Source organism: Stenotrophomonas sp. SrG, assembly GCF_050031795.1.
GTDB classification, from domain to species: domain Bacteria; phylum Pseudomonadota; class Gammaproteobacteria; order Xanthomonadales; family Xanthomonadaceae; genus Stenotrophomonas; species Stenotrophomonas rhizophila_A.
This window is the reverse complement of record NZ_JBNBBE010000003.1, coordinates 131,175-150,493: the sequence shown is the minus strand read 5'-3', so window position 1 is coordinate 150,493 and position 19,319 is coordinate 131,175. Positions and strand designations below refer to the sequence as shown.

Genomic DNA, 19,319 nt, shown 5'->3' with positions numbered 1-19,319 from the left:
AATGAGTGCGACCGGAATGTTGAAGCCGCTGCGCTTCCCGCGCGTGTGGCTGGGGCTGTGGTGGTTGGCGATCGCGGTCACGATCGTGGTCTGCCTGATCCCGCCACCGCCGCTGGCATTGCCGCAGAACAGCGACAAGGTCGAGCACTTCCTTGCGTACTTCCTGCTGGCCTCGGCGGCGGTGCAGATCTACCGCACGCGCGCGGCACTGCTGTGGGCCGGCGCCGGGCTGGTGCTGCTGGGCGTGGGCATTGAATTCCTGCAGGGCGCACTGACCACCGACCGCATGGCCGACCCGATGGATGCGCTGGCCAACAGCGTCGGCGTGGTGGTCGGCATGGCAACGGTATTCACGCCGCTGCGCGATCTGCTGCTGCGCCTGCGCGGGTGAGCGGGGTGACGACCAACGGTCGTCACCTACCGGTCTATCGGAGTTCCGCCAACCTGCTTCGAGCGGTAGGTGCCGACCGTTGGTCGGCACGCTCCTAGCGCGGTACCAGCTCGAGCGTGTCCAGCACCCACATCGTGGGGCGGGTGTCGCCGGTGAAGCGCACGCACAGGTCCTGGCGGCCCTTCAGTGAACGCGGCAGCGATGCTTCCAGCGTGATGAACCCATCGGCGCCCGGTGCCGCTGGCAGCGGCACGCTGGCCAGCGGCTTGCCATCGCACTGCGCATTGAGGACGTCCATCTCGCCGTGTGCGCTGCGTGCCTTCACGAAGCGCCGCTGCGGTTCGTCGTGGGCCAGCTGGAAGTAGTACGGAATCTGTCCGGCACGCACCCGCAGCTTGGCGATGCCGTCCATGTTCGCGCCTTGCCACAGCCAGCACGGGTTGAAGATGTTGACGTTGAAGATCGCGCGTTCGCCGTCGGCCGGGCCGTCGTCTTCCAGCCGCAGCAGCAGCTTGCCTTCGCCCGGGCACATTGCCAGGTGTTCGTCGGTGCGGCTCAGCAGCGACTGCGCGGTGACGTCGAAGCGGCTGGCCGCCTTGGCCAGCGCCTGCCCGTCGAAGAACGTGGCGGCCTGGACCCCCACCGGCAGCGGCTGGGTCAGCGGCGCGGTGTAGCGCGGCGACGCCGCGGTCACCGGGCTACCGTCCACGCTGTAGCGGATCTCGTAGTTGAGCGGGTTGCGCAGTGCCAACGTCGCGGTGCCCGCCTTGCGGTCGTCGCTCACATCCGCTTCCACTTCGAACGGGGTCTGTGCATACGCGATGCCCATCGCCTGCCAGCGCTGCAGCTGCGACGGCAGGCGCGCCAGGAAGTCGGCGAAGTCGCGGCGCTCACGCGGCGACCAGCCGGTTTCGGCGACTGCGGCCAGGCGCGGGAACACGTTGTGGTGCAGGCGCGCGACACTGCGGGTGTGCTCGGTGAACATGTTGGCCTGCAGGCCCAGGATGTGCTGCTGCTTGTCGCGGGCCAGGCTGTCGGGCACCGGCTCGAAGCCATACACGCGGCCCAGCGGGGTGGTCAGCGGCCGACCCGGCGGCTCGTTCTCCGAGTTGGTCTGCAGGTAATCCATGTACATGTCGGTGACCGGCGACATCACCACGTCGTGGCCTTCGCTGGCGGCCTTGAGGCCACCTTCGGTACCGCGCCAGGACATCACCGTGGCTTCCGGCGGCAGCCCGCCTTCGAGGATCTCGTCCCAGCCGATCAGGCGGCGATCGTGCTGTTCGAGGAACTTCTCCAGCCGCTTGATCAGGTGCGCCTGCATCTCGTTTTCGGTGCCGGCGCCCACTTCGCGCATGCGTTCCTGCACGCGCGCGGAGGCTTCCCACTGGTCCTTGACCGCCTCGTCGCCGCCGACATGGACGTACTTGGCGGGGAACAGCTGGATGACTTCCTCCAGCACGTTCTCCAGGAACTCGAAGGTGCTTTCTTCGGTGTTGAACAGGTTCGGGAACACGCCCCATTCGCTGAGTGGCTGCAACGGCGTATCGATCGTGCCCAGCTCGGGGTACGCAGCGATGGCGGCGGTGGCGTGGCCGGGCACGTCGATCTCCGGGATCACCTGGATATGCCGCGCGGCGGCGTAGGCGATCACTTCACGGATCTGGTCCTGGGTATAGAAGCCGCAATACGGGCGCGGCGCATCGGTGGCCGGGTCGCGCCCGCCATCGCCGGCCGGAATACGGCAGCTGCCCACGCCGGTGAGCTTCGGGTAGCGCTTGATTTCCATGCGCCAGCCCTGGTCATCGGTGAGATGCCAATGGAAGGTATTGAGCTTCTGTTCGGCCATCGCGTCGAGCACGCGCTTGATCTCGTCCAGGCTCTGGAAGTGGCGCGCCGAATCGAGCATCAGCCCGCGCCAGCTGAAACGCGGCGCATCGTCGATCTTCAGTGCCGGCACGACACCATCGCTGCCGCCCGTGAGCAGCTGCGACAGGGTGGCCGCGCCATAGAACAGGCCCGCTTCGGTGGCGGCCTGCACGGTCACGCCGCGCGCATCGCTGCGCAGCTGGTAACCCTCCGCACCGGTCTTCAGGGTGGCGTCGAGCACGAAGCGGATACCGTCATTGCCGCGTGCGGTGGCCACGACCAGTGCCGGACCACCGCTGTGCTGCAGCTGGGTCGCGAACAGGCTGGCCACGCGCTGGGCGGCCGCGCCCTGCGCGCGCAGCGCGGTCGTGGAGGTGACGGTGTAGCCCGCGCCTTCGAGGCGTTGCAGCTGGGCGGGGGCGGGAATCAGTGGCAACGAGCCGGGCAGGGCGCGCGGGCCATCGGGGGCCTGGGCATCGGTGGCATGTGCCAGCGGGGCCAGCGAGAGCGCCAGGGCCAGCGGCAGCAGCGACAGCGAGGTACGACGGGTGCGGGTGTGCATCGGGTCATTCCTTTGGTGCGGGTTAAAAAAAACGGGCCCGGTTCCGGGCCCGTTTTCAGTGGGCCGGAACGGCCCACCGGGTAGCGCCGGCCGTTGGCCGGCACACCAATGCCACATTAGTACTTGAAGCGGAAGTTCAGGTAGTACTGGCGACCGTTGGAGTAGAACGAGGTCGGAATGGACGCGCTCTGGTAGTACTTGTAGGTCGGGTTGTTGAGGTTCAGGCCATCCAGGGTGATGCTCATCCACTTGGTGGGTGCGTAGCTCAGCGAGGCCGACAGCGTGCCGAAATCATCCTGGTAGTACGGGTTGGCACCGGACAGGCTGATCAGGAACGAGGAACGGCGGGTATAGCTGACGCGTGCACCGAAGGTTTCATTCTCGAAGAAGGCGCCCACGTTGTAGGTGTTCTTCGAGGTGCCCAGCAGGTTGTGGCTGCCGTCGGCCCAGGTGTGCGCCGAGCTGCCGTTGGCGTAGGTGTAGTTGGCGTTGATGCCGAAGTTCTCGCCGATCGGCTGTTCGTAGGCCACTTCCACGCCGGTGACCTTGCCGTCGGCATTGATCGGGGTGGAGACCGCGTAGGTTTCAAGCTGGTTGGTCAGTTCGCTGAAGAGCTGGCGGTTGACCACGTCGAAGGCGACGTAGTCCTTCAGGTCGATGTGGTACGCACCAACCGACAGCAGGCCGCGCGGCATGAAGTACCACTCCAGGTTGGCGTCCAGGTTGCTGCCGATGGTCGGCTTCAGTTCCGGGTTGCCGCCACCGCCGGTCTTGTTCAGGTCCGAACCCCATGCAGACGCACCCAGCGCGGAGTAGTCCGGCAGGGTCTGGGTCTGCGACGCGGCCACGCGCAGCACCAGGTTGTCGTCCAGGTCGAACTTGATGTTGGCGCTCGGCAGCACGCGGCTGTGCTTGTTCTGGAACGCCTGGCGCTGCCACATGCCGAACAGGCTGCTCACGTCGGCACGGGCCGCATCGCTGACTGCCAGGTAGGTGTCGATGTCCTGCTTGATGTCCACGTAACGCAGGCCGACGTTACCGCTCCACCAGTCACCGGTGAAGTTGGCCTGCACGTAGCCGGCGAAGTTCTTTTCCTTCACCTTCCACTCGGCGCCGTAGTTGTGGCGGCCGGTCGGGCCATCGTTGTTGGACAGCCAGGTGGAGTTGTTGAGGATGGCGGTCTTCAGCGCGTCGGGGGTGTAGTACCAGATGTCGCGCGGGAAGGTGCCACCGATGCCGCTGGCGAAGTTGCTCGGGTACTGGCCGGTGGCGCTGCCCTGCAGGGCCGACCAGATGTCGCCCGGGCTGGCGCCTTCCGGCGACAGCGCTTCACGCTCGTGGTCGGCGAAGCGCAGGCCGAAGTCGATCGAGCTCAGTGCACCGCCATCGCCGAAGTACTGGTTGAAGTCCAGCGACGCCCAGTCTTCCTTGTCTTCCGCCTTGACCTGCTGGTTGCCCCAGGTGCCGAAGCTGCTGACACCGCCCGGGCTGGTATCGCCGCCCACGTTCCAATCCACCGGCGAACCTGCGCCATGGGTGGCCCAGCTGGCGCCGCCGCCCTGGCCCAGGGTCACTTCGGCAATGAACTGGCGCGGCGTCTCGCCGGTGCCCTTGGTGGTGCCGGCCTGGAACTTGGCGCCCAGGTTGTCGTTGATCTGCCAGTCGGCATCGAAGGTGACGTAGCTGGTCTTGGCCGTCGCCTCACGGTAGATCATGTCGTACACGGCGTAGTTGGTGCCCGGCACGCCCGCGTAGGTGGCATTGGTGAGTACGCCGTCCTTGATGGTGTAGCCCGGGTTCGGCGCCTGCGACGCGGCGAAGTTGCCGCCCCACATCATGTAGTTGCGGTTGTAGTTGTTCGCCTCAAGTTCGGAGGTGAAGCCGCTCAGGCCGAGGGTCAGGTCGTCGATCGGCTTCCACTGCAGGGTGACCAGGCCGCCTTTGCGCTCACGGGTCTGCTCGAACAGGGTCGAACCCAGCAGGCCCGGCACGTTCACGCCGATCAGGTCCGGGTTGGTCGCCGCCACCGGGTCGGTGGCCTTGATCTTGAAGAAGCCGCCCGGGATTTCCTGCGCTTCGCGGCGCAGCTCGCGCTTCTGGTAGAAGCCCTGCACCATCACGCCGAAGGTGCTGTCGGCGTTCTTGTAGTTGAACAGACCCGAGAACTGCGGGTCGTTGGAATCGGCCTGGTCCGAACGCACCACGCCCAGCGAGGCTTCGGCACTGAGCTGCTTGGAGAACTGCAGCGGCTTGCGGGTGATGATGTTGACGGTACCGGTGGTGCCGCCGTCCTGCAGCTTGGCCTGCGAGGACTTGTTCACTTCCACCGAGCTGACCAGTTCCGACGGCAGCAGCGAGTAGCTCACGCTGCGGCCGACGTTGTTGCCCTGGCTGAGCACGAACCAGTCGGCCGAGCCGACGCTGTGGCCATCGATCAGGGTCTGGGTGAGGCTGGGGCTGGTGCCGCGCAGGCTGACGCGGTCGGCTTCGTCGAAGCCGCCTTCGTCGGCGCTGGCCGAGCTGATGTTCACGCCGGGCAGGCGCTGCAGGGTGTCGGCCACGTTGTGCGCCGGCAGCTTGCCGACGTCTTCGGCGGTGACCACTTCCAGGCGCGCATTGGCATCACGCTTGGTGTCGAGGGATTTCTCCATCGAACCGCGGATACCGGTGACGACCACGGTGTCCAGGTCGGTGGCGGTGGGCTGTGCATCCTGCGCCTGGGCGCCGAAGGCGATACAGCTGAAAATGGCTGCCGAAAGCAGGCTCTTGCGGTGGTTCATGATGTCTCTCCTCATCAATCGTTGGTGCGCCAGCGACGGCGTGCGGTTTGCGATGCGTGCGATCAAGCGTCCGTGCGGCCGAGGTACCAGCTGGCGGCGCCGATGACGCCCAGCTGCCCGTGCTCGACCACCTTCACGGGTATGCGTTCCAGCGCCTCGCGCATCGGACCCTTGTTGAGGTACCGGGACACGAAGGTGCTGTTCAACAGGTATTCGCGGATCTGCGGCAGGATGCCGCCAGCCAGGTACACGCCACCGTGGGCGCCGTACTGCAGCGCCATGTCACCGATGGTGCTGCCGAGCAGGCCGCAGAACACGTCCAGGCTCTGGCGGGCCAGTGCGTCCTGGTTGCCCACGGCCGCGGCGGTGATCGCATCGGGCGTGGCCAGCACGGCCGGCTGGCCTTCGATCGCGCACAGGGCGCGGTAGAGGTTCATCAGGCCCGGGCCGGACAGCGCATGTTCGACCGAGACGTGGGCGAGGTCGCGCTGCATCTGCCGCACGATCGCCATTTCCAGCTCGGTGCTCACCGCCAGCGTCGGCTGGCCGGCTTCGGTGGCCAGCACCACCGCGCCATGCGCGGTCGGGATCCACAGCGCCGCACCCAGCCCGGTGCCCGGGCCAACCACCAGGGTCGGGCCGCGCGGGGCGGTGGCCGGGCCGGTCAGCTGCAGCACGCCGCTGGCATCGACCTGCGCGGCGGCGTAGGCCACGGCTTCGAAGTCATTGACGATGTACACCGTTTCCAGGCCGAGGTCGGCCTCGATCTGGCGCGCCGACAGCGGCCACGGCACGTTGGCGGTGATCACCGTGCCGTCTTCGCGGGCATACCCGGCGGTGGCCACCACGCAGTGCGCGGGGCGCTCGCCGTCGGCGATGAAGGCCTGCAGGATCGCGCTCAGGCCGGCGTAGTCGGCGTTGCGGAACTTGCGGTACTCAAGCAGCTGGACCGGATGGGCCGGGTCCGGGCTGGCCTGTACACGGGCCACGCGGACATGCGTGCCGCCCACGTCGGCCGCCAGGAACGGCGGCATCGAGAGGGGGGCGTTGGCCGATACGGCGTGGGCGGCTGCGGTCACACGGGCTCCCTTGGGATACGTACGGCCAGGTCTGGACCCCGGCGATTGAGCGGAGTCTGTAATCGTTCTGACAACGATGTCAACGACAACCTTACACTTTCGATGCTGCGGCGCAGCGACCTGCGTCACAAGAAAACGTTTTCAGTCCACTCCCGTCAAGATTTCGTAAAGCCGTTGCAATCAGGGGCTGTGTGAAGGCGCAGCGGGGCGTTGCGGGGTTTCTGTGCAGCTGCAGCATGCGGTTTTCCGCGATCTGCGCAGAAACCAATTGTTGACAAAGCCGGGTGGCCCATCGAATAAATGTGACAACGTTGTTCCCAGCCACTCTTCCGACGCCGCCCGCGTGCCGTCGATGCAGGAGCCCTCCAGATGTCTGCCGTGCCTGCTGCTACCGCGCGTTCGAGCGTGGCCACTTCGATCCTCATCATCGGGGTGCTGTTCTTCCTGATCGGCTTCTTCACCTGGCTCAATGGCCCGCTGATCACCTTCGTCAAACTGGCCTTTGAACTGGACGAGGTCGGCGCCTTCCTGGTGCTGATGGTGTTCTACCTGTCCTACTTCTTCCTGGCGCTGCCGGCCTCGTGGATCCTCAAGCGCACCGGCATGAAGAAGGGCCTGAGCCTGAGCCTGCTGGTGATGGCCGCCGGTGCGGTGGTGTTCGCGCACTTCGCGCAGCAGCGCTGGTATCCCGGTGCGCTCGGCGGCCTGTTCATCATCGGCAGCGGCCTGGCCCTGCTGCAGACGGCGGTGAACCCGTACATCAGCATCCTGGGCCCGATCGAAACCGCCGCGCGCCGCATCGCGCTGATGGGCATCTGCAACAAGATCGCCGGCATGATCGCCCCGTTCCTGATCGGCACCCTGGTGCTGCACGGCATCGGCGACCTGTCCGAACAGGTCGCCAGCGCCGACCCGGTGACCCGCAACGCGCTGCTGGATACCTTCGCGGCCAAGATCCAGATGCCGTACATGGCCATGGCCGGCCTGCTGGTGGTGCTGGCGGTGGGCGTGCTGTTCTCGCCGCTGCCGGAAATCAAGACCGCCGAAGCCAACGCCACCCCGGCGCGCGCGCCCGGCCTGGCCGAACGCAGCAGCATCTTCCAGTTCCCGCACCTGTGGCTGGGCGTGCTGTGCCTGTTCGTGTACGTGGGCGTGGAAGTGATGGCCGGTGATGCCATCGGCACCTACGGGCACGGGTTCGGCCTGCCGCTGGACCAGACCAAGCTGTTCACCTCCATCACCCTGTTCGCCATGCTGGTGGGCTACCTGGCCGGCCTGGCGCTGATTCCGCACCTGGTCTCGCAGCAGCGTTACCTGAGCATCTCGGCCAGCCTGGGCGTGCTGTTCTGCATCGGTGCGCTGTTCACCCATGGCTATGTGTCGGTCGGCTTCGTGGCCGCGCTGGGCTTTGCCAACGCCATGATGTGGCCGGCGATCTTCCCGCTGGCGATCCGGGGCCTGGGCCGCTTCACCGAAACCGGCTCGGCGCTGCTGGTGATGGCCATCGCCGGTGGCGCGATCATCCCGCAGGCGTTCGCCGTGCTGAAGCAGCATTTCGACTTCCAGTGGGTGTTCGCGGGCCTGATGGTCCCGTGCTACCTCTACATCCTGTTCTACTCCCTGCGCGGCCACCGGGTCGGGCTGCCCCGCGACGGGCAGTGATCGGCGATCATGGACGCCCAACCGGTGAGCCAGGAAAAGAGCATGCGTAGAGCGACCATCAAGGATGTCGCCGAACGGGCCAAGGTGTCGTTGAAGACCGTTTCGCGGGTCATCAACAACGAACCGTCGGTCATGCAGGCCACGCGCGCGCGCGTGCTGCGCGCCATCGCCGAACTCGATTACGAGCCCGATCCCGCCGCACGCAACCTGCGCACCGGCACCACGCTGGTGATCGGGCTGGTCTATGACAACCCCAACCCGTACCACATCATTGGTGTGCAGAACGGCGTGCTGGCCGCGTGCCGCGAGACCGGCTTCGGGCTGCAGATCCACCCGTGCGATTCCAGTTCGCCGATGCTGGCCGAAGAGCTCGCCGACTGGGTGCAGCGTTCGCGCCTGGCCGGGCTGGTGCTGACCGCGCCGATGTCCGAACGCCGCGACCTGGTCGCCGCGCTGACCGCGCGCGGCATCAAGCTGGTCCGCATCATCGCCGCCACCGCCGATCCGCAGGATGGCGCGTGCGTGTTCGTGGACGACCGCGAGGCCGCCTACGAAATCACCGAACACCTCATCCAGCTCGGCCACCAGCGCATTGGGTTCCTCTGGGGTGGCTCCTCGCACCGCTCCAGCGGCGAACGCCATGCCGGTTACGAAGCCGCGCTGCGCGACTACGGCATGACCGTGGACAAGCACCTGGTGGTGCAGGGCGACTACACCTTCGACGACGGTTTCCGTGGCGCGCGCCGGCTGCTGGCGCTGCGCGAGCCGCCCACCGCGATCTTCGGTTCCAACGATGAAATCGCCGCCGGCGTGCTCGCCGCAGCCAAGTCGGCCGGCATGAACGTGCCCTACGACCTGTCCATTGCCGGCTTCGAGGACAGCCCGTTCTCGCGCCAGTCGTGGCCGCCGCTGACCACCGCAAAGCAGGCCACCGAAGACATCGCGCGGCATGCCGCGCGCCTGCTGATCGCGCAGCTGCGCAGCGATGCGTATGACGATGCGCCGCTGCAGCTGCAGAACCAGGGCTTCGTACCGCAGCTGGTCGTGCGCGGTTCGACCGCGCCGATGCGGCCGGTCGGCACGCGGCCCCCCACCCCTGAAACCACCTGAGTCCCGCATGTCCCTGCCAGCCCCGCACGACACCCTGATGTTCCGCGAAGCCGCCGAAGCGGCCGACGTGATCGCCGCGCAGTTCGCGCGCAACGAAGCGACGGTGCAGACGCTGGCCGCGACCCTGCGCGCGGCGCCGCCGCCGTTCGTGGTGACCTGCGCGCGCGGCAGTTCCGACCACGCCGCCACGTACGCCAAGTACCTGTTGGAAACCAAGTTGGGCCTGGTGACGGCCTCGGCCTCGCCGTCGGTGGGCTCGGTGTACGAATCCCCGCTGCAGCTGCGCGGCGCGCTGTACATCGTCATTTCGCAGTCGGGCAAGAGCCCGGACCTGCTGCGCAACGCCGAGGCCGCGCGCGCGGCCGGTGCGCGCGTGGTGGCACTGGTCAACGTGGAAGATTCGCCGCTGGCGCAGCTGGCCGAAACCGTGATTCCACTGGGCGCGGGCGCCGAACGCAGCGTGGCAGCCACCAAGAGCTACCTCGCCTCGCTGTCGGCGATCCTGCAGCTGGTGGCGTACTGGAGCCAGGATGCCGGGCTGATCGCCTCGCTGCGCACGTTGCCCGACGCACTGCGCCAGGCCTGGAACAGCGACTGGTCCGCCCTGACCGACGGCCTGGTGCCGGCGCACAACCTGTTCGTGGTCGGCCGTGGCCTGGGCCTGGGCGCGGCCCAGGAAGCGGCGCTCAAGTTCAAGGAAACCTGCGGCCTGCACGCCGAAGCCTACAGCTCGGCCGAGGTCAAGCACGGGCCGATGGCACTGGTGGGCCCGGGCTTCCCGGTGCTGGCCTTCGCCCAGCCTGATGAAACCGGCGCAGGCACCCGCGCGGTCGCCGCCGAGTTCGCGGCGCGCGACGCGCAGGTCTGGCTGGCTGCCCCGGATGGCGACCTGCCGCTGCCGCAGGCACCGCACCCGGCCTGCGCGCCGCTGCTGACCGTGCAGGCGTTCTACAAGGCCATCAACGCACTGGCGCTGCGTCGCGGGCACAACCCGGACCTGCCGCCGCACCTGAACAAGGTTACGGAGACCGTCTGATGAAGACCGTCCTGCGCAATGCCCGCATCCTTACCGCTGACGGCTTCCGGGATGATCTCGCGCTCGTGATCGAAGCCGGGCGCATCACCGCGCTGGTGTCCGACGCCGCCCCGCAGCTGGGCAGTGCGGCCGAACAGGTGGATCTGGGCGGTGGTTGGCTGCTGCCTGGGTTCATCGATGCGCAGGTCAACGGTGGCGGTGGCGTGCTGTTCAACAACACGCCCGACGTGGAGAGCTTGCGCACGCTGGCCGCCGCACATCGTCGTTTCGGCACCACCGCGCTGCTGCCGACGCTGATCAGCGACGACGTGCAGGTGATGCGCACGGCGATTGACGCGACCCGCCAGGCGATTGCCGATGGCGTGCCCGGGGTGATCGGCATCCACCTGGAAGGCCCGTACATCGCGCCGGCCCGAAAGGGCACCCATGATGCGAACAAGTTCCGCGTGCCCGATGCCGATGAGATCGCGATGGCGGCCTCGCTCGACAACGGCGTGACCCTGCTCACCCTGGCCCCGGAACGGGTGCCGCTGGACAGCGTCCGCGCGCTGGTCGAACGCGGGGTGATCGTCGCCGCCGGGCACACCGCTGCAACATATGAGGAAGCACGCGCGGGGCTGGAGGCGGGCATCCGCGGCTTTACCCACCTGTACAACGCGATGTCGCCACTGACTGGGCGTGAGCCCGGTGCGGTCGGTGCGGCGCTGGAAGATCGCGGCAGCTGGGTGGGCATCATCGCCGACGGCGTGCACGTACACCCGGCCAGCCTGCGCGTGGCGCTGGCAACCAAGCCCCAGGGCAAGGTCATGCTGGTCACCGATGCGATGCCGCCGGTGGGTGCCGACAGCCCCAGCTACGAGCTCTATGGCGAAGTGATCACCGCCGTGGACGGCGTGGTGCGCAATGCCGCCGGTTCGCTGGCCGGTTCGGCGCTGGACATGGCCACCGCCGTGCGCAATGCAGTGGACCTGCTGGGCCTGTCGCTGGAGGAGGCCGCGCGGATGGCCTCGCGCTACCCGGCACAGTTCCTCAACGTGGATGATCGCCTCGGCGAGATCGCCGAGGGCTACCAGGCCGACCTGGTGCTCCTCGACGACGCGCTGCAGGTGCGCGCGACCTGGATCGCCGGCGAGCGCGAGGACGCATGAGCACGCCTTCCTCTTCGCGCATGGGCTCGATCGATGCCCTGCGCGGGCTGACCGTGGCTGCGATGCTGCTGGTCAACAACCCCGGCGACTGGAGCCATGTGTTCGCACCGCTGCTGCATGCGGACTGGCACGGCTTTACCCCCACGGACCTGATTTTCCCGCTGTTCCTGTTCATTGCCGGGGTGTCGCTGGCCTACAGCCTCGCACCGCGCGCGGCGGATCCCACGTTGCGGCCGGCGCTGGCCCGCACGCTGCTGCAGCGTGCGCTGCGCATCCTGCTCGCCGGTGCGCTGCTGCACGTGCTGGCATGGTGGCTGTTCGAGCTGCCGGCGTACCGGCTGTGGGGCGTGCTGCAGCGCATCGCCGTGTGCGTGGCGGTGGTCGGCCTGCTGGCGATCCACACCCGTGCGCGCACGCAGTGGGCCGTGCTGGCAGGCCTGCTGCTGGGTTATGCCGCATTGCTGCTGGGTGCGGATACGCTGGCGCCGTGGTTGAACCCGGTCAGCCGGGTGGACACCGCACTGTTTGCTCCGTTCCTCTATAAATACGACGCCGTGACCCGGCTGGGCCACGACCCTGAGGGCCTGCTCAGCACGGCCGGCGCTCTCGCCACCACGCTTCTGGGCCTGATCGCCGGCCGCTGGCTGCGAGCCGGCAACGTGGGGGCGCTGGGCGGCCTGGGGCTGGTGCTGCTCGGCGGCGGCCTGCTGCTGGCGCCGGTGCTGCCCTTCAACAAGAACCTGTGGACGCCCAGCTACGTCCTGTGGACCGGCGGCCTGTCGATCGTCGCGCTGCTGCTGGCGCACCTGCTGGTCGACCGCTGGCACTGGCCGGCACTGGGCCGCCGATTCGGGGTCAACGCGATCGCGGCCTACCTGGGTTCGTCTGTGATGGCACTGGTGCTGATCGCCAGCGGCGCATGGGCCGCGTACTACGCGGCGCTGGCCCGCGCGCTGCCGGGCATGCCCGCGTTGGCGTCGCTGCTGTGCGCCGTGGGGTTCGTGCTGTTCTGGTGGGTCGTCGCGTGGGCGCTGGACCGCCGCGGGGTGTACCTGAAAATATGAATGCGCGGACCGTTTCCGTGAATATCCAGAAACCGCCCAAATTTTACCTCCGCCTCACATCCGGACAGTAAAAGTACCTTCGCCGGCCTGCGTAAGGTTACGGGGGACGCATCGGCAAACCGTAATTCCCTTCTTTGGAAAAGGAACGGTCAATGCGTCCCATGAATGCGACTCCGCCACGTTCCCGTCTGGCGGCAGGCATCGCGCGCAGCCTGCGCGTGGCCTGCGGCGGCCTCCTCCTCGCCACCACCACCGCGCCGGCCTGGGCCGGGTGCGACAGCACCTCACCCACGACCGGACAGACCGTTACCTGCACGGCAGCGGCACCGAGTCCGCAGACCACGCCCATCGCCAGCGTGTCGGGCTCGAGCAATGTCACCGTCAACGTGCAGGCCGGCGCCCAGCTCGGCATCGCCAGTGGTGCCGCGATCGCGTTGAACGGCGGCAGCGGACACCGCATCGACAACAGTGGCAGCATCACCAGCGCCAGTGGCGTGGGCATCCTCACCAACGCGGCGACCACGGTGGTGAACCGCGGCGTCATCAGCGGCAGCACCGCCGGCATCATCTTTGGCGCCGGCGCCGACCGCCTGGACATGCTTGGCGGCAGCATCAGCAGCAGCGTCCTGCAGGGCGCGGGCAACGATGCCATCACCCTCAGTGGCGGCACCGTCGGCAGCATCGACCAGGGCGCCGACGCGGACAGCCTGGAGGTCTCGGGCGGCACCGTGTCCGGCACCGTGCAGCAGGGCTCGGGCATCGATACGTTCCTGATGACCGGCGGCAGCATCGGCGCGCTGCTGCAGGGCGATGGCCTTGACCGCTTCCGCATGACCGACGGGCGCATCGTCGGCGCGTTCGATGATGGCGATTACGGCGAAATGACCGGCGGCCGCATCGGCCGGGTCAACATGAAGCTGGAAGACAATACCTTCCTGATGTCCGGTGGCACCATCGACGGCAACCTGGTTACCGGGTTCGGCAACGACACCATCGTGCTCTCCGATGGATACATCGGCGGCAACATCAGCGTCAGCGGCGGCAATGATTCGGTCACCATCACCGGCGGCACCGTGCGCGGCGAGATCCGCCTCAGCTTTGGCGACGACCGCTTCGACTGGCGTGGTGGCGGCGTGGTGCACGGCCTGGTCGATTTCGGGGAAGGCAACGACACCGCCACGCTGGCCGACCTCAACGTCTCCTACCTTGGCGCGCTGCCGGGCTTTGACGGCGGCCTGGGCACTGACACGCTCAGCATGGACAACGTCAAGACCGATGGCGTGGCCCGCTTCACCGGCTGGGAATCGATGACGCTGGCCACTGACAGCCAGCTGACCTTCGACGGCGACCTGCGCCTGGGCGATACCGGAAGCGGTACCGGCGCGCTCGACGTGGACGCGACCAGCACGCTGTTCGGCGGGGGCGTCAACGCCAGCATTGTCGCCTTCAACGCAGCACTGCCGGTCAACGTTACCAATGCCGGCCGCATCGACCTGACCAACGGCGGTGGCGGCGCCGGCGATGCGTTCACCATCGCCGGCAATTACACCGGCAATGGCGGTGCGCTGTACCTGGACACCGTGCTGGGTGCCGACGACGCCGCATCGGACCGGCTGGTGATCTCCAATGGCGTGGCCAGCGGGACCACGGGGGTGGGCATCCTCAACGCGGGCGGTGCCGGTGCCGAAACCGTGGCCGACGGCATCCTCGTGGTGCAGGCGATCAACGGTGCCAGCACCAGCCCGGGCGCGTTCGCGCTGTATGCACCGGTTGCCGCCGGCGCGTACGAGTATTTCCTTTTCAAGGGTGGCGTCAGCGCAGGGAGCAGCGAGAACTGGTATCTGCGTTCGACCGTAGTCAACGGTGTGGTCGCCGCGCCGGCCCCACCGCCCATCGGTCTGGGCTCGGTGACACCTGAGCCACCGCCGCCGGAGGCGTTGGGGACGCCGCCGCCTGCGCTGCCGCCGCCCCCCTCACCGGACGTTCCCGAAAACCCCGACCCGGTGGCGGCCGAGCCCGCGCCGCCGCCGGAGCCGGCCCCGCCACCGCCGGCCGCGCCGCCGCAGGACGACGTGCCGCCGCCGGTGCCGACCGAAGTGGCCGCCGTTCCCGGGCCATTGGCAGAGCCGCCCACGCCTGACGCACGCCCGTCGGAAGAGGCCATCGTGCCGTTGTACCGGCTGGAAACCGGCCTCTACTCGGTGGTGCCGCCCCTGCTGCGCGAGACCAGCCTGGCCAGCCTGGGTACCTTCCACGAGCGCCAGGGTGAGCAGCGCATCCTCGCCGGCCAGGGCGGCGTGCGGGCCGCATGGGCGCGCCTGGTCGGGCAGAGCCACGAGCAGCACTGGGAGGGCGATGCCCAGCCCGGATTCGATGGCGACATCCAGGGCGTGCAGGCTGGCCTGGATCTGTACGCGAACGCAGGCGATGCGCACCGCGACCAGTTCGGCGTGTTCGTCGGCCGTACCCGCGCGCAGGGCAACGTCAACGGCTTTGCGATCGGCTGGGAAAATGTCGCGGTAGGGCGCACCCGCCTGGACGACAAGCACATGGGCCTGTACTGGACACGCGCCGGCAGCGCCGGCGGCTACCTCGACGTGGTGGTGATGCAGAGCCGCTACGACGGCGAGGCGACCTCCGCACGCGGCATCGGCATCGACGTGGACGGCGATGGCACCACCGCATCGGTGGAAGTGGGCAAGCCGCTGCTGCGCTTCGGCCAGTCGGCCTGGTGGCTGGAGCCGCAACTGCAGGTGATCTGGCAGCGCACCTCGGTGGACGATGCCGCCGACCGCATCGCGCAGCTTCGCTTCAACGCCGACAACGCCTGGACCGGGCGCGCCGGCGTACGCCTGGCTGCGGACTACGAGATCGCCGGCAACGGCTGGCAACCGTACTTCAAGCTCAACTACTGGCAGACGCTCGATGGGGAAGACCGCATCGACTTCGATACCAACCGCATCATCAACCAGCAGGATTCACGCGCGCTGGAGGTCGGGTTCGGCGTGGTGGCGCGTTTCAACGCCAACGTCAGCGCGTTCGCGGTCGCCGACTACACCCGCGACCTGGAAAGCAGCCGGCAGAAGGAGCGCAAGGTGATCGAGGGCAACATCGGGCTGCGTTTCGACTTCTAGCCGGCAGGCCTCCCCATGGCGGTCGGCACCGGTAGGGTCGCATCCGGATCGACCACCGTGGAATCCCCAGTGACCGGTTACGGCATGACCTTTGGTGAAGCCGGATTTTTTGCTTCACCGCCGGTCATGCGTTACCGGGCGTGGAATCGCTGAGGACGGTTGTTCGGGAACCAACCCTACCTCGACCTGCGTCCGGTGCGACGGCGCGTTCACCGGGCTGCAGCAATCGCCCTGATGCGGGCCTGCGCGAGTGCTTCACCCACCGCCGGGCCCTTCAGGTGGGCAAGGTCGAGATCGCGGGCCTGTACTGACAACGCCGCCTGGTGCAGCCGCTTGAGTGTTTCACCCTGCGGGTACGGCCGATCCTCGAAGCCGAGGCGGCCACGCGCATCCGCCTCGCAGCACACCGCGATCCTGGTGATCCGTTCCGGCCGCCGGAACCCATCGCAACGGCCCAGCAGCTCCAGCACCGTGCCATCGCGCAATTCGTCGATGCGGTGCACGTTGAGATGGTCGCGGCACACCGCCTCGGCCAGCTGACGGTGATCCAGCGGAACCTTCAAGCGATCACACAGCGCACGCAGCGGTTCCAGCCCGCGCTGCTCATGCATCACATGGCGCGGCCATTCCGCCTGCGGAGTCAGTGCCTTGCCCAGGTCGTGGGTAAGCGCGGCGAATCCCACCAGATCATCGCCCGGCGCCAGCTGCGCGGCGATATCGCTGACCATTTCCTGGTGCACGCCCGTATCCACCTCCGGGTGGTACTCGGCACGCTGCGGCACCCCGTACAGCGCGTCCAGTTCGGGCAACACCGCCTCCAGCGCACCGGCATCGTGCAGCGTGCGCAGGAAGGCCGACGGTTGCACCGAACCGAGCACGCGGCGCAGTTCCTGCCAGACCCGTTCCGGCACCAACGCATCCAGCTCGCCGCTGTCGGCGATCTGCCGCATCAGCTGCATCGTTTCCGGCGCCACGGTAAAGCCCAGCGGTGCAAAGCGCGCCATGAAACGCGCCGCGCGCAGCACCCGCAGCGGATCTTCCACGAAGGCGGGGCCCACATGCCGCAGCACGCGCTGTTCAATGTCGCGCACGCCGCCGTACGGGTCCACCAGTTCGCCGCTGGCCTCATCGCAGGCAATGGCGTTGATGGTGAAGTCCCGGCGCAGCAGGTCTTCTTCCAGCGTCACCGAGGGATCGGCATCGACAACGAAGCCCCGGTAGCCGCGCCCGGACTTGCGCTCGGTCCGCGCCAGCGCGTATTCCTCGCCCGAGTCGGGGTGCAGGAATACGGGGAAATCCTTGCCCACGGCCTTGTAGCCCAGCGCTTCCATTTCCGGCTGGGTGGCGCCCACGACGACCCAGTCGCGGTCGCCAGGCGGGCGGTCGAGCAGGCGGTCGCGAACCGCGCCGCCAACGAGATAGATCTTCATGGGGGAATCATGCCACGACCGGCCTGGCACCGATCCCCCGCAGAACCTCGGCGCTACCGCGGATCAATCCCCGCCCTTGTCTGCGTCGGTTGGGCAGGCGAACGCCTTCCGCTTCGCCTGCAGCCGCCCGTTCATGCGGTCGGTGACCGGCAGCGCGTCGCCGTTCAGACGCCAGTCGTAGATCACGCTGAAGGCCAGGATCCGCGCCACGTATTCGCGGGTTTCCTTGTAACTGATGGTCTCGATCCAGATATCCGGATCGAAGCCCGGCCGCTGCGACTGCCAGCGCGCGGTCGGGGTCGGTCCGGCGTTGTACGCGGCGATGGTCACATAGGGCAGGCCTTCGTACTTGTTCATCAGCTGGCGCAGGTAGGCAGTGCCGATGGCGATGTTGGTGTCGGCGTCATACAGGCTGGCGGCACCGCCATAGTTGGTCAGGCCGATGGTCTTGGCCACGCTCGCACCGGTGGCCGGCAGCACCTGCATCAGCCCCATCGCATTGGCCGGCGAGCGGGCCTTCGGGTTGAAGATGCTCTCGGCGCGGATCTCGGCGGCCACCCAGGCCGGGTCGATCGCGTTGCGCGCCGACTCACGGCGGATCGCATCATCGTGGTGCAGCGGGAAGCGCAGGCTGTACAGGCGCTGCTCCTCCGGGGTCTTGCCCAGCGAGAACACCGCGCGGTCGAACCAGCCGTTGTCGCGCGCCACTTCCACCGCAATACGGCGCTGGGTGGTGTCGAAGCGGGTGAGGGCATCGTTCCACTCGGCCACGGCCCAGCCCGAACGCTCGATCTTGAACAGCTCCATCGCGCGCACGATCGCCGGGTCACGTGCCACCGTGGCCTGCGCCTGCGCACTGTCCTTGGGTTCCACCGGGCACAGCGTGTAGGTGCTCTGGCCCAGCTGGTCGGCGGCCAGGAAGCCATGGAAGGTGGCCGCGCGCGCCGCTTCGCGGTACAGCGGCAATGCCTCGTTGCGCTTGCCGGTCTTGTCCAGCATGCGCGCCTCGAAATAGCGCCAGCGCGAGTCGCTGCGCTGCTTCGGCTCCATCTTGCGGATCGCCGCCAGCGTGGCCGGCCAGTCGCCGCGCGACATCGCCTCGCGCGCCCGCCACTCGTGCAGGCGCTCGTCATAGGCCGAATCCGGCACGGCATTGAGCCGGCGTGCGGAATCGGGCCCATAGGACGCCACCGTCCATAGCGCGATCTGATACTTCACATCCGCCTGCTGGGCGGCGCTCAGCTGCAGCGCGCTGGCGTACTGCGGCAACTGCTGCTCGGTCGCGTCCGGGTCGGCCTTGGCCAGCTTGGCCAGGCCATCGGTGGCGATGCGCCGGCTGCGTTCGTTGCGCGGCCAGTTCAGCGCGCTGGCATTGGGCTTGTCCACGAACGCAGCATAGGTGTTGGCCAGCGCCAGGTCGGCGGCCGGCAGCCCGCGGGCGGCACTGCGCATCACCGCCGGCTCCTGCGCGTCGGCCGCGGCATCGATGCGCTCCCAGCGCAGCTCCGCGCTCATTCCGCCCTTGGCATCCAGCACCGCAAACACGGGATCGCAGGCATCGGGCAGGGATTTGCCCGTGCTGCGCCAGATCGCCTGCGCTTCACTGACCCACTGCGCATCGGCCTTGCCGGTGGCCTGGCGCGCATTGAGCTGGGCGCAGCGCAGGCCGACATTCTCGGTGGGTGCCCAGTTCGCCAGCAGGGTGGGCCAGTCCTGGCGCCGGGCTACCGCCGGCAACCACACGCTGCGGAAGCTGCTGGCCACGGCCTGGCCGTTGTAGCGCTTGAGAAAGTCCTGGGCCTGGGCAGTGGTGACCGTATCGATGTTTCGGCGCAGGTTGGCGTACTCCAGCCAGCCATACAGCGGATGTTTTGCCAGCCCCGCCGCCTGGCCGGGATCGAACTGGCCGCGTTCGGCATTCTCGATGGCCGCCTTCATCTGCGCGCGCTGGGCGTCCAGGCTCTGGGCACCGGCATCGGCGCCCACGCCCGTACAGGCGAGCAGGGTGGCGGAACTGAGGATCAGGAGGGGGAGTCGGTTCATGCCGAAAGGAT

The 19,319-nt window shown here is 67.9% G+C and carries 12 protein-coding genes; 7 read left to right on the top strand and 5 right to left on the bottom strand.

The window, feature by feature from the left end:
- Position 1 precedes the first annotated feature (1 nt).
- Positions 2-391, top strand: a complete 390-nt coding sequence (locus tag ACQG3P_RS04275) for a VanZ family protein (protein ID WP_426804309.1) — start codon at positions 2-4, stop codon at positions 389-391.
- A gap of 94 nt (positions 392-485) precedes the next feature.
- Here the strand turns inward: ACQG3P_RS04275 and ACQG3P_RS04270 are convergent, their stop codons facing one another.
- The 3 genes from ACQG3P_RS04270 to ACQG3P_RS04260 form a co-directional block, all read right to left on the bottom strand.
- Positions 486-2,822, bottom strand: a complete 2,337-nt coding sequence (locus tag ACQG3P_RS04270; RefSeq protein ID WP_426804308.1) for a family 20 glycosylhydrolase — start codon at positions 2,820-2,822, stop codon at positions 486-488.
- 116 nt (positions 2,823-2,938) lie between these two features.
- Positions 2,939-5,602, bottom strand: coding sequence for a TonB-dependent receptor (locus ACQG3P_RS04265; RefSeq protein ID WP_426804307.1), 2,664 nt, complete (start codon positions 5,600-5,602; stop codon positions 2,939-2,941).
- A gap of 62 nt (positions 5,603-5,664) precedes the next feature.
- Positions 5,665-6,636 carry a glucokinase family protein gene (locus tag ACQG3P_RS04260; protein WP_068854807.1) on the bottom strand — a complete coding sequence of 324 codons (972 nt, stop codon included), beginning with the start codon at positions 6,634-6,636 and terminating at the stop codon, positions 5,665-5,667.
- Between the two features lie 414 nt (positions 6,637-7,050).
- On the opposite strand from ACQG3P_RS04260, the gene ACQG3P_RS04255 reads away from it, so the two are divergent.
- From ACQG3P_RS04255 to ACQG3P_RS04230, 6 genes are all read left to right on the top strand, one after another.
- Positions 7,051-8,343 carry a sugar MFS transporter gene (locus ACQG3P_RS04255; protein ID WP_426804306.1) on the top strand — a complete coding sequence of 431 codons (1,293 nt, stop codon included), beginning with the start codon at positions 7,051-7,053 and terminating at the stop codon, positions 8,341-8,343.
- A 42-nt stretch (positions 8,344-8,385) separates the two neighbouring features.
- Positions 8,386-9,453 (top strand): LacI family DNA-binding transcriptional regulator, encoded by a 1,068-nt coding sequence (locus tag ACQG3P_RS04250; RefSeq protein ID WP_068854805.1) that lies wholly within the window; start codon positions 8,386-8,388, stop codon positions 9,451-9,453.
- A 7-nt stretch (positions 9,454-9,460) separates the two neighbouring features.
- Positions 9,461-10,489, top strand: coding sequence for an SIS domain-containing protein (locus ACQG3P_RS04245; RefSeq protein WP_068854024.1), 1,029 nt, complete (start codon positions 9,461-9,463; stop codon positions 10,487-10,489).
- Positions 10,489-11,637, top strand: coding sequence for an N-acetylglucosamine-6-phosphate deacetylase (gene nagA, locus ACQG3P_RS04240; protein ID WP_426804305.1), 1,149 nt, complete (start codon positions 10,489-10,491; stop codon positions 11,635-11,637). The genes ACQG3P_RS04245 and nagA overlap by 1 nt, the downstream gene beginning before the upstream one ends.
- Positions 11,634-12,701, top strand: a complete 1,068-nt coding sequence (locus tag ACQG3P_RS04235) for an acyltransferase family protein (RefSeq protein ID WP_426804304.1) — start codon at positions 11,634-11,636, stop codon at positions 12,699-12,701. Before nagA ends, ACQG3P_RS04235 begins: the two co-directional genes overlap by 4 nt.
- 152 nt (positions 12,702-12,853) lie before the next feature.
- Complete coding sequence (locus ACQG3P_RS04230; protein ID WP_426804303.1) at positions 12,854-15,835, top strand: autotransporter domain-containing protein; 2,982 nt, start codon at positions 12,854-12,856, stop codon at positions 15,833-15,835.
- Between the two features lie 209 nt (positions 15,836-16,044).
- Here ACQG3P_RS04230 and ACQG3P_RS04225 read toward each other — a convergent pair whose 3' ends face one another.
- Positions 16,045-17,265 (bottom strand): multifunctional CCA addition/repair protein, encoded by a 1,221-nt coding sequence (locus ACQG3P_RS04225; RefSeq protein ID WP_426804302.1) that lies wholly within the window; start codon positions 17,263-17,265, stop codon positions 16,045-16,047.
- Between the two features lie 63 nt (positions 17,266-17,328).
- Entirely contained in the window at positions 17,329-19,308 is a 1,980-nt protein-coding gene (locus ACQG3P_RS04220) for a transglycosylase SLT domain-containing protein (protein ID WP_184125612.1), read from the bottom strand.
- Positions 19,309-19,319 lie beyond the last annotated feature (11 nt).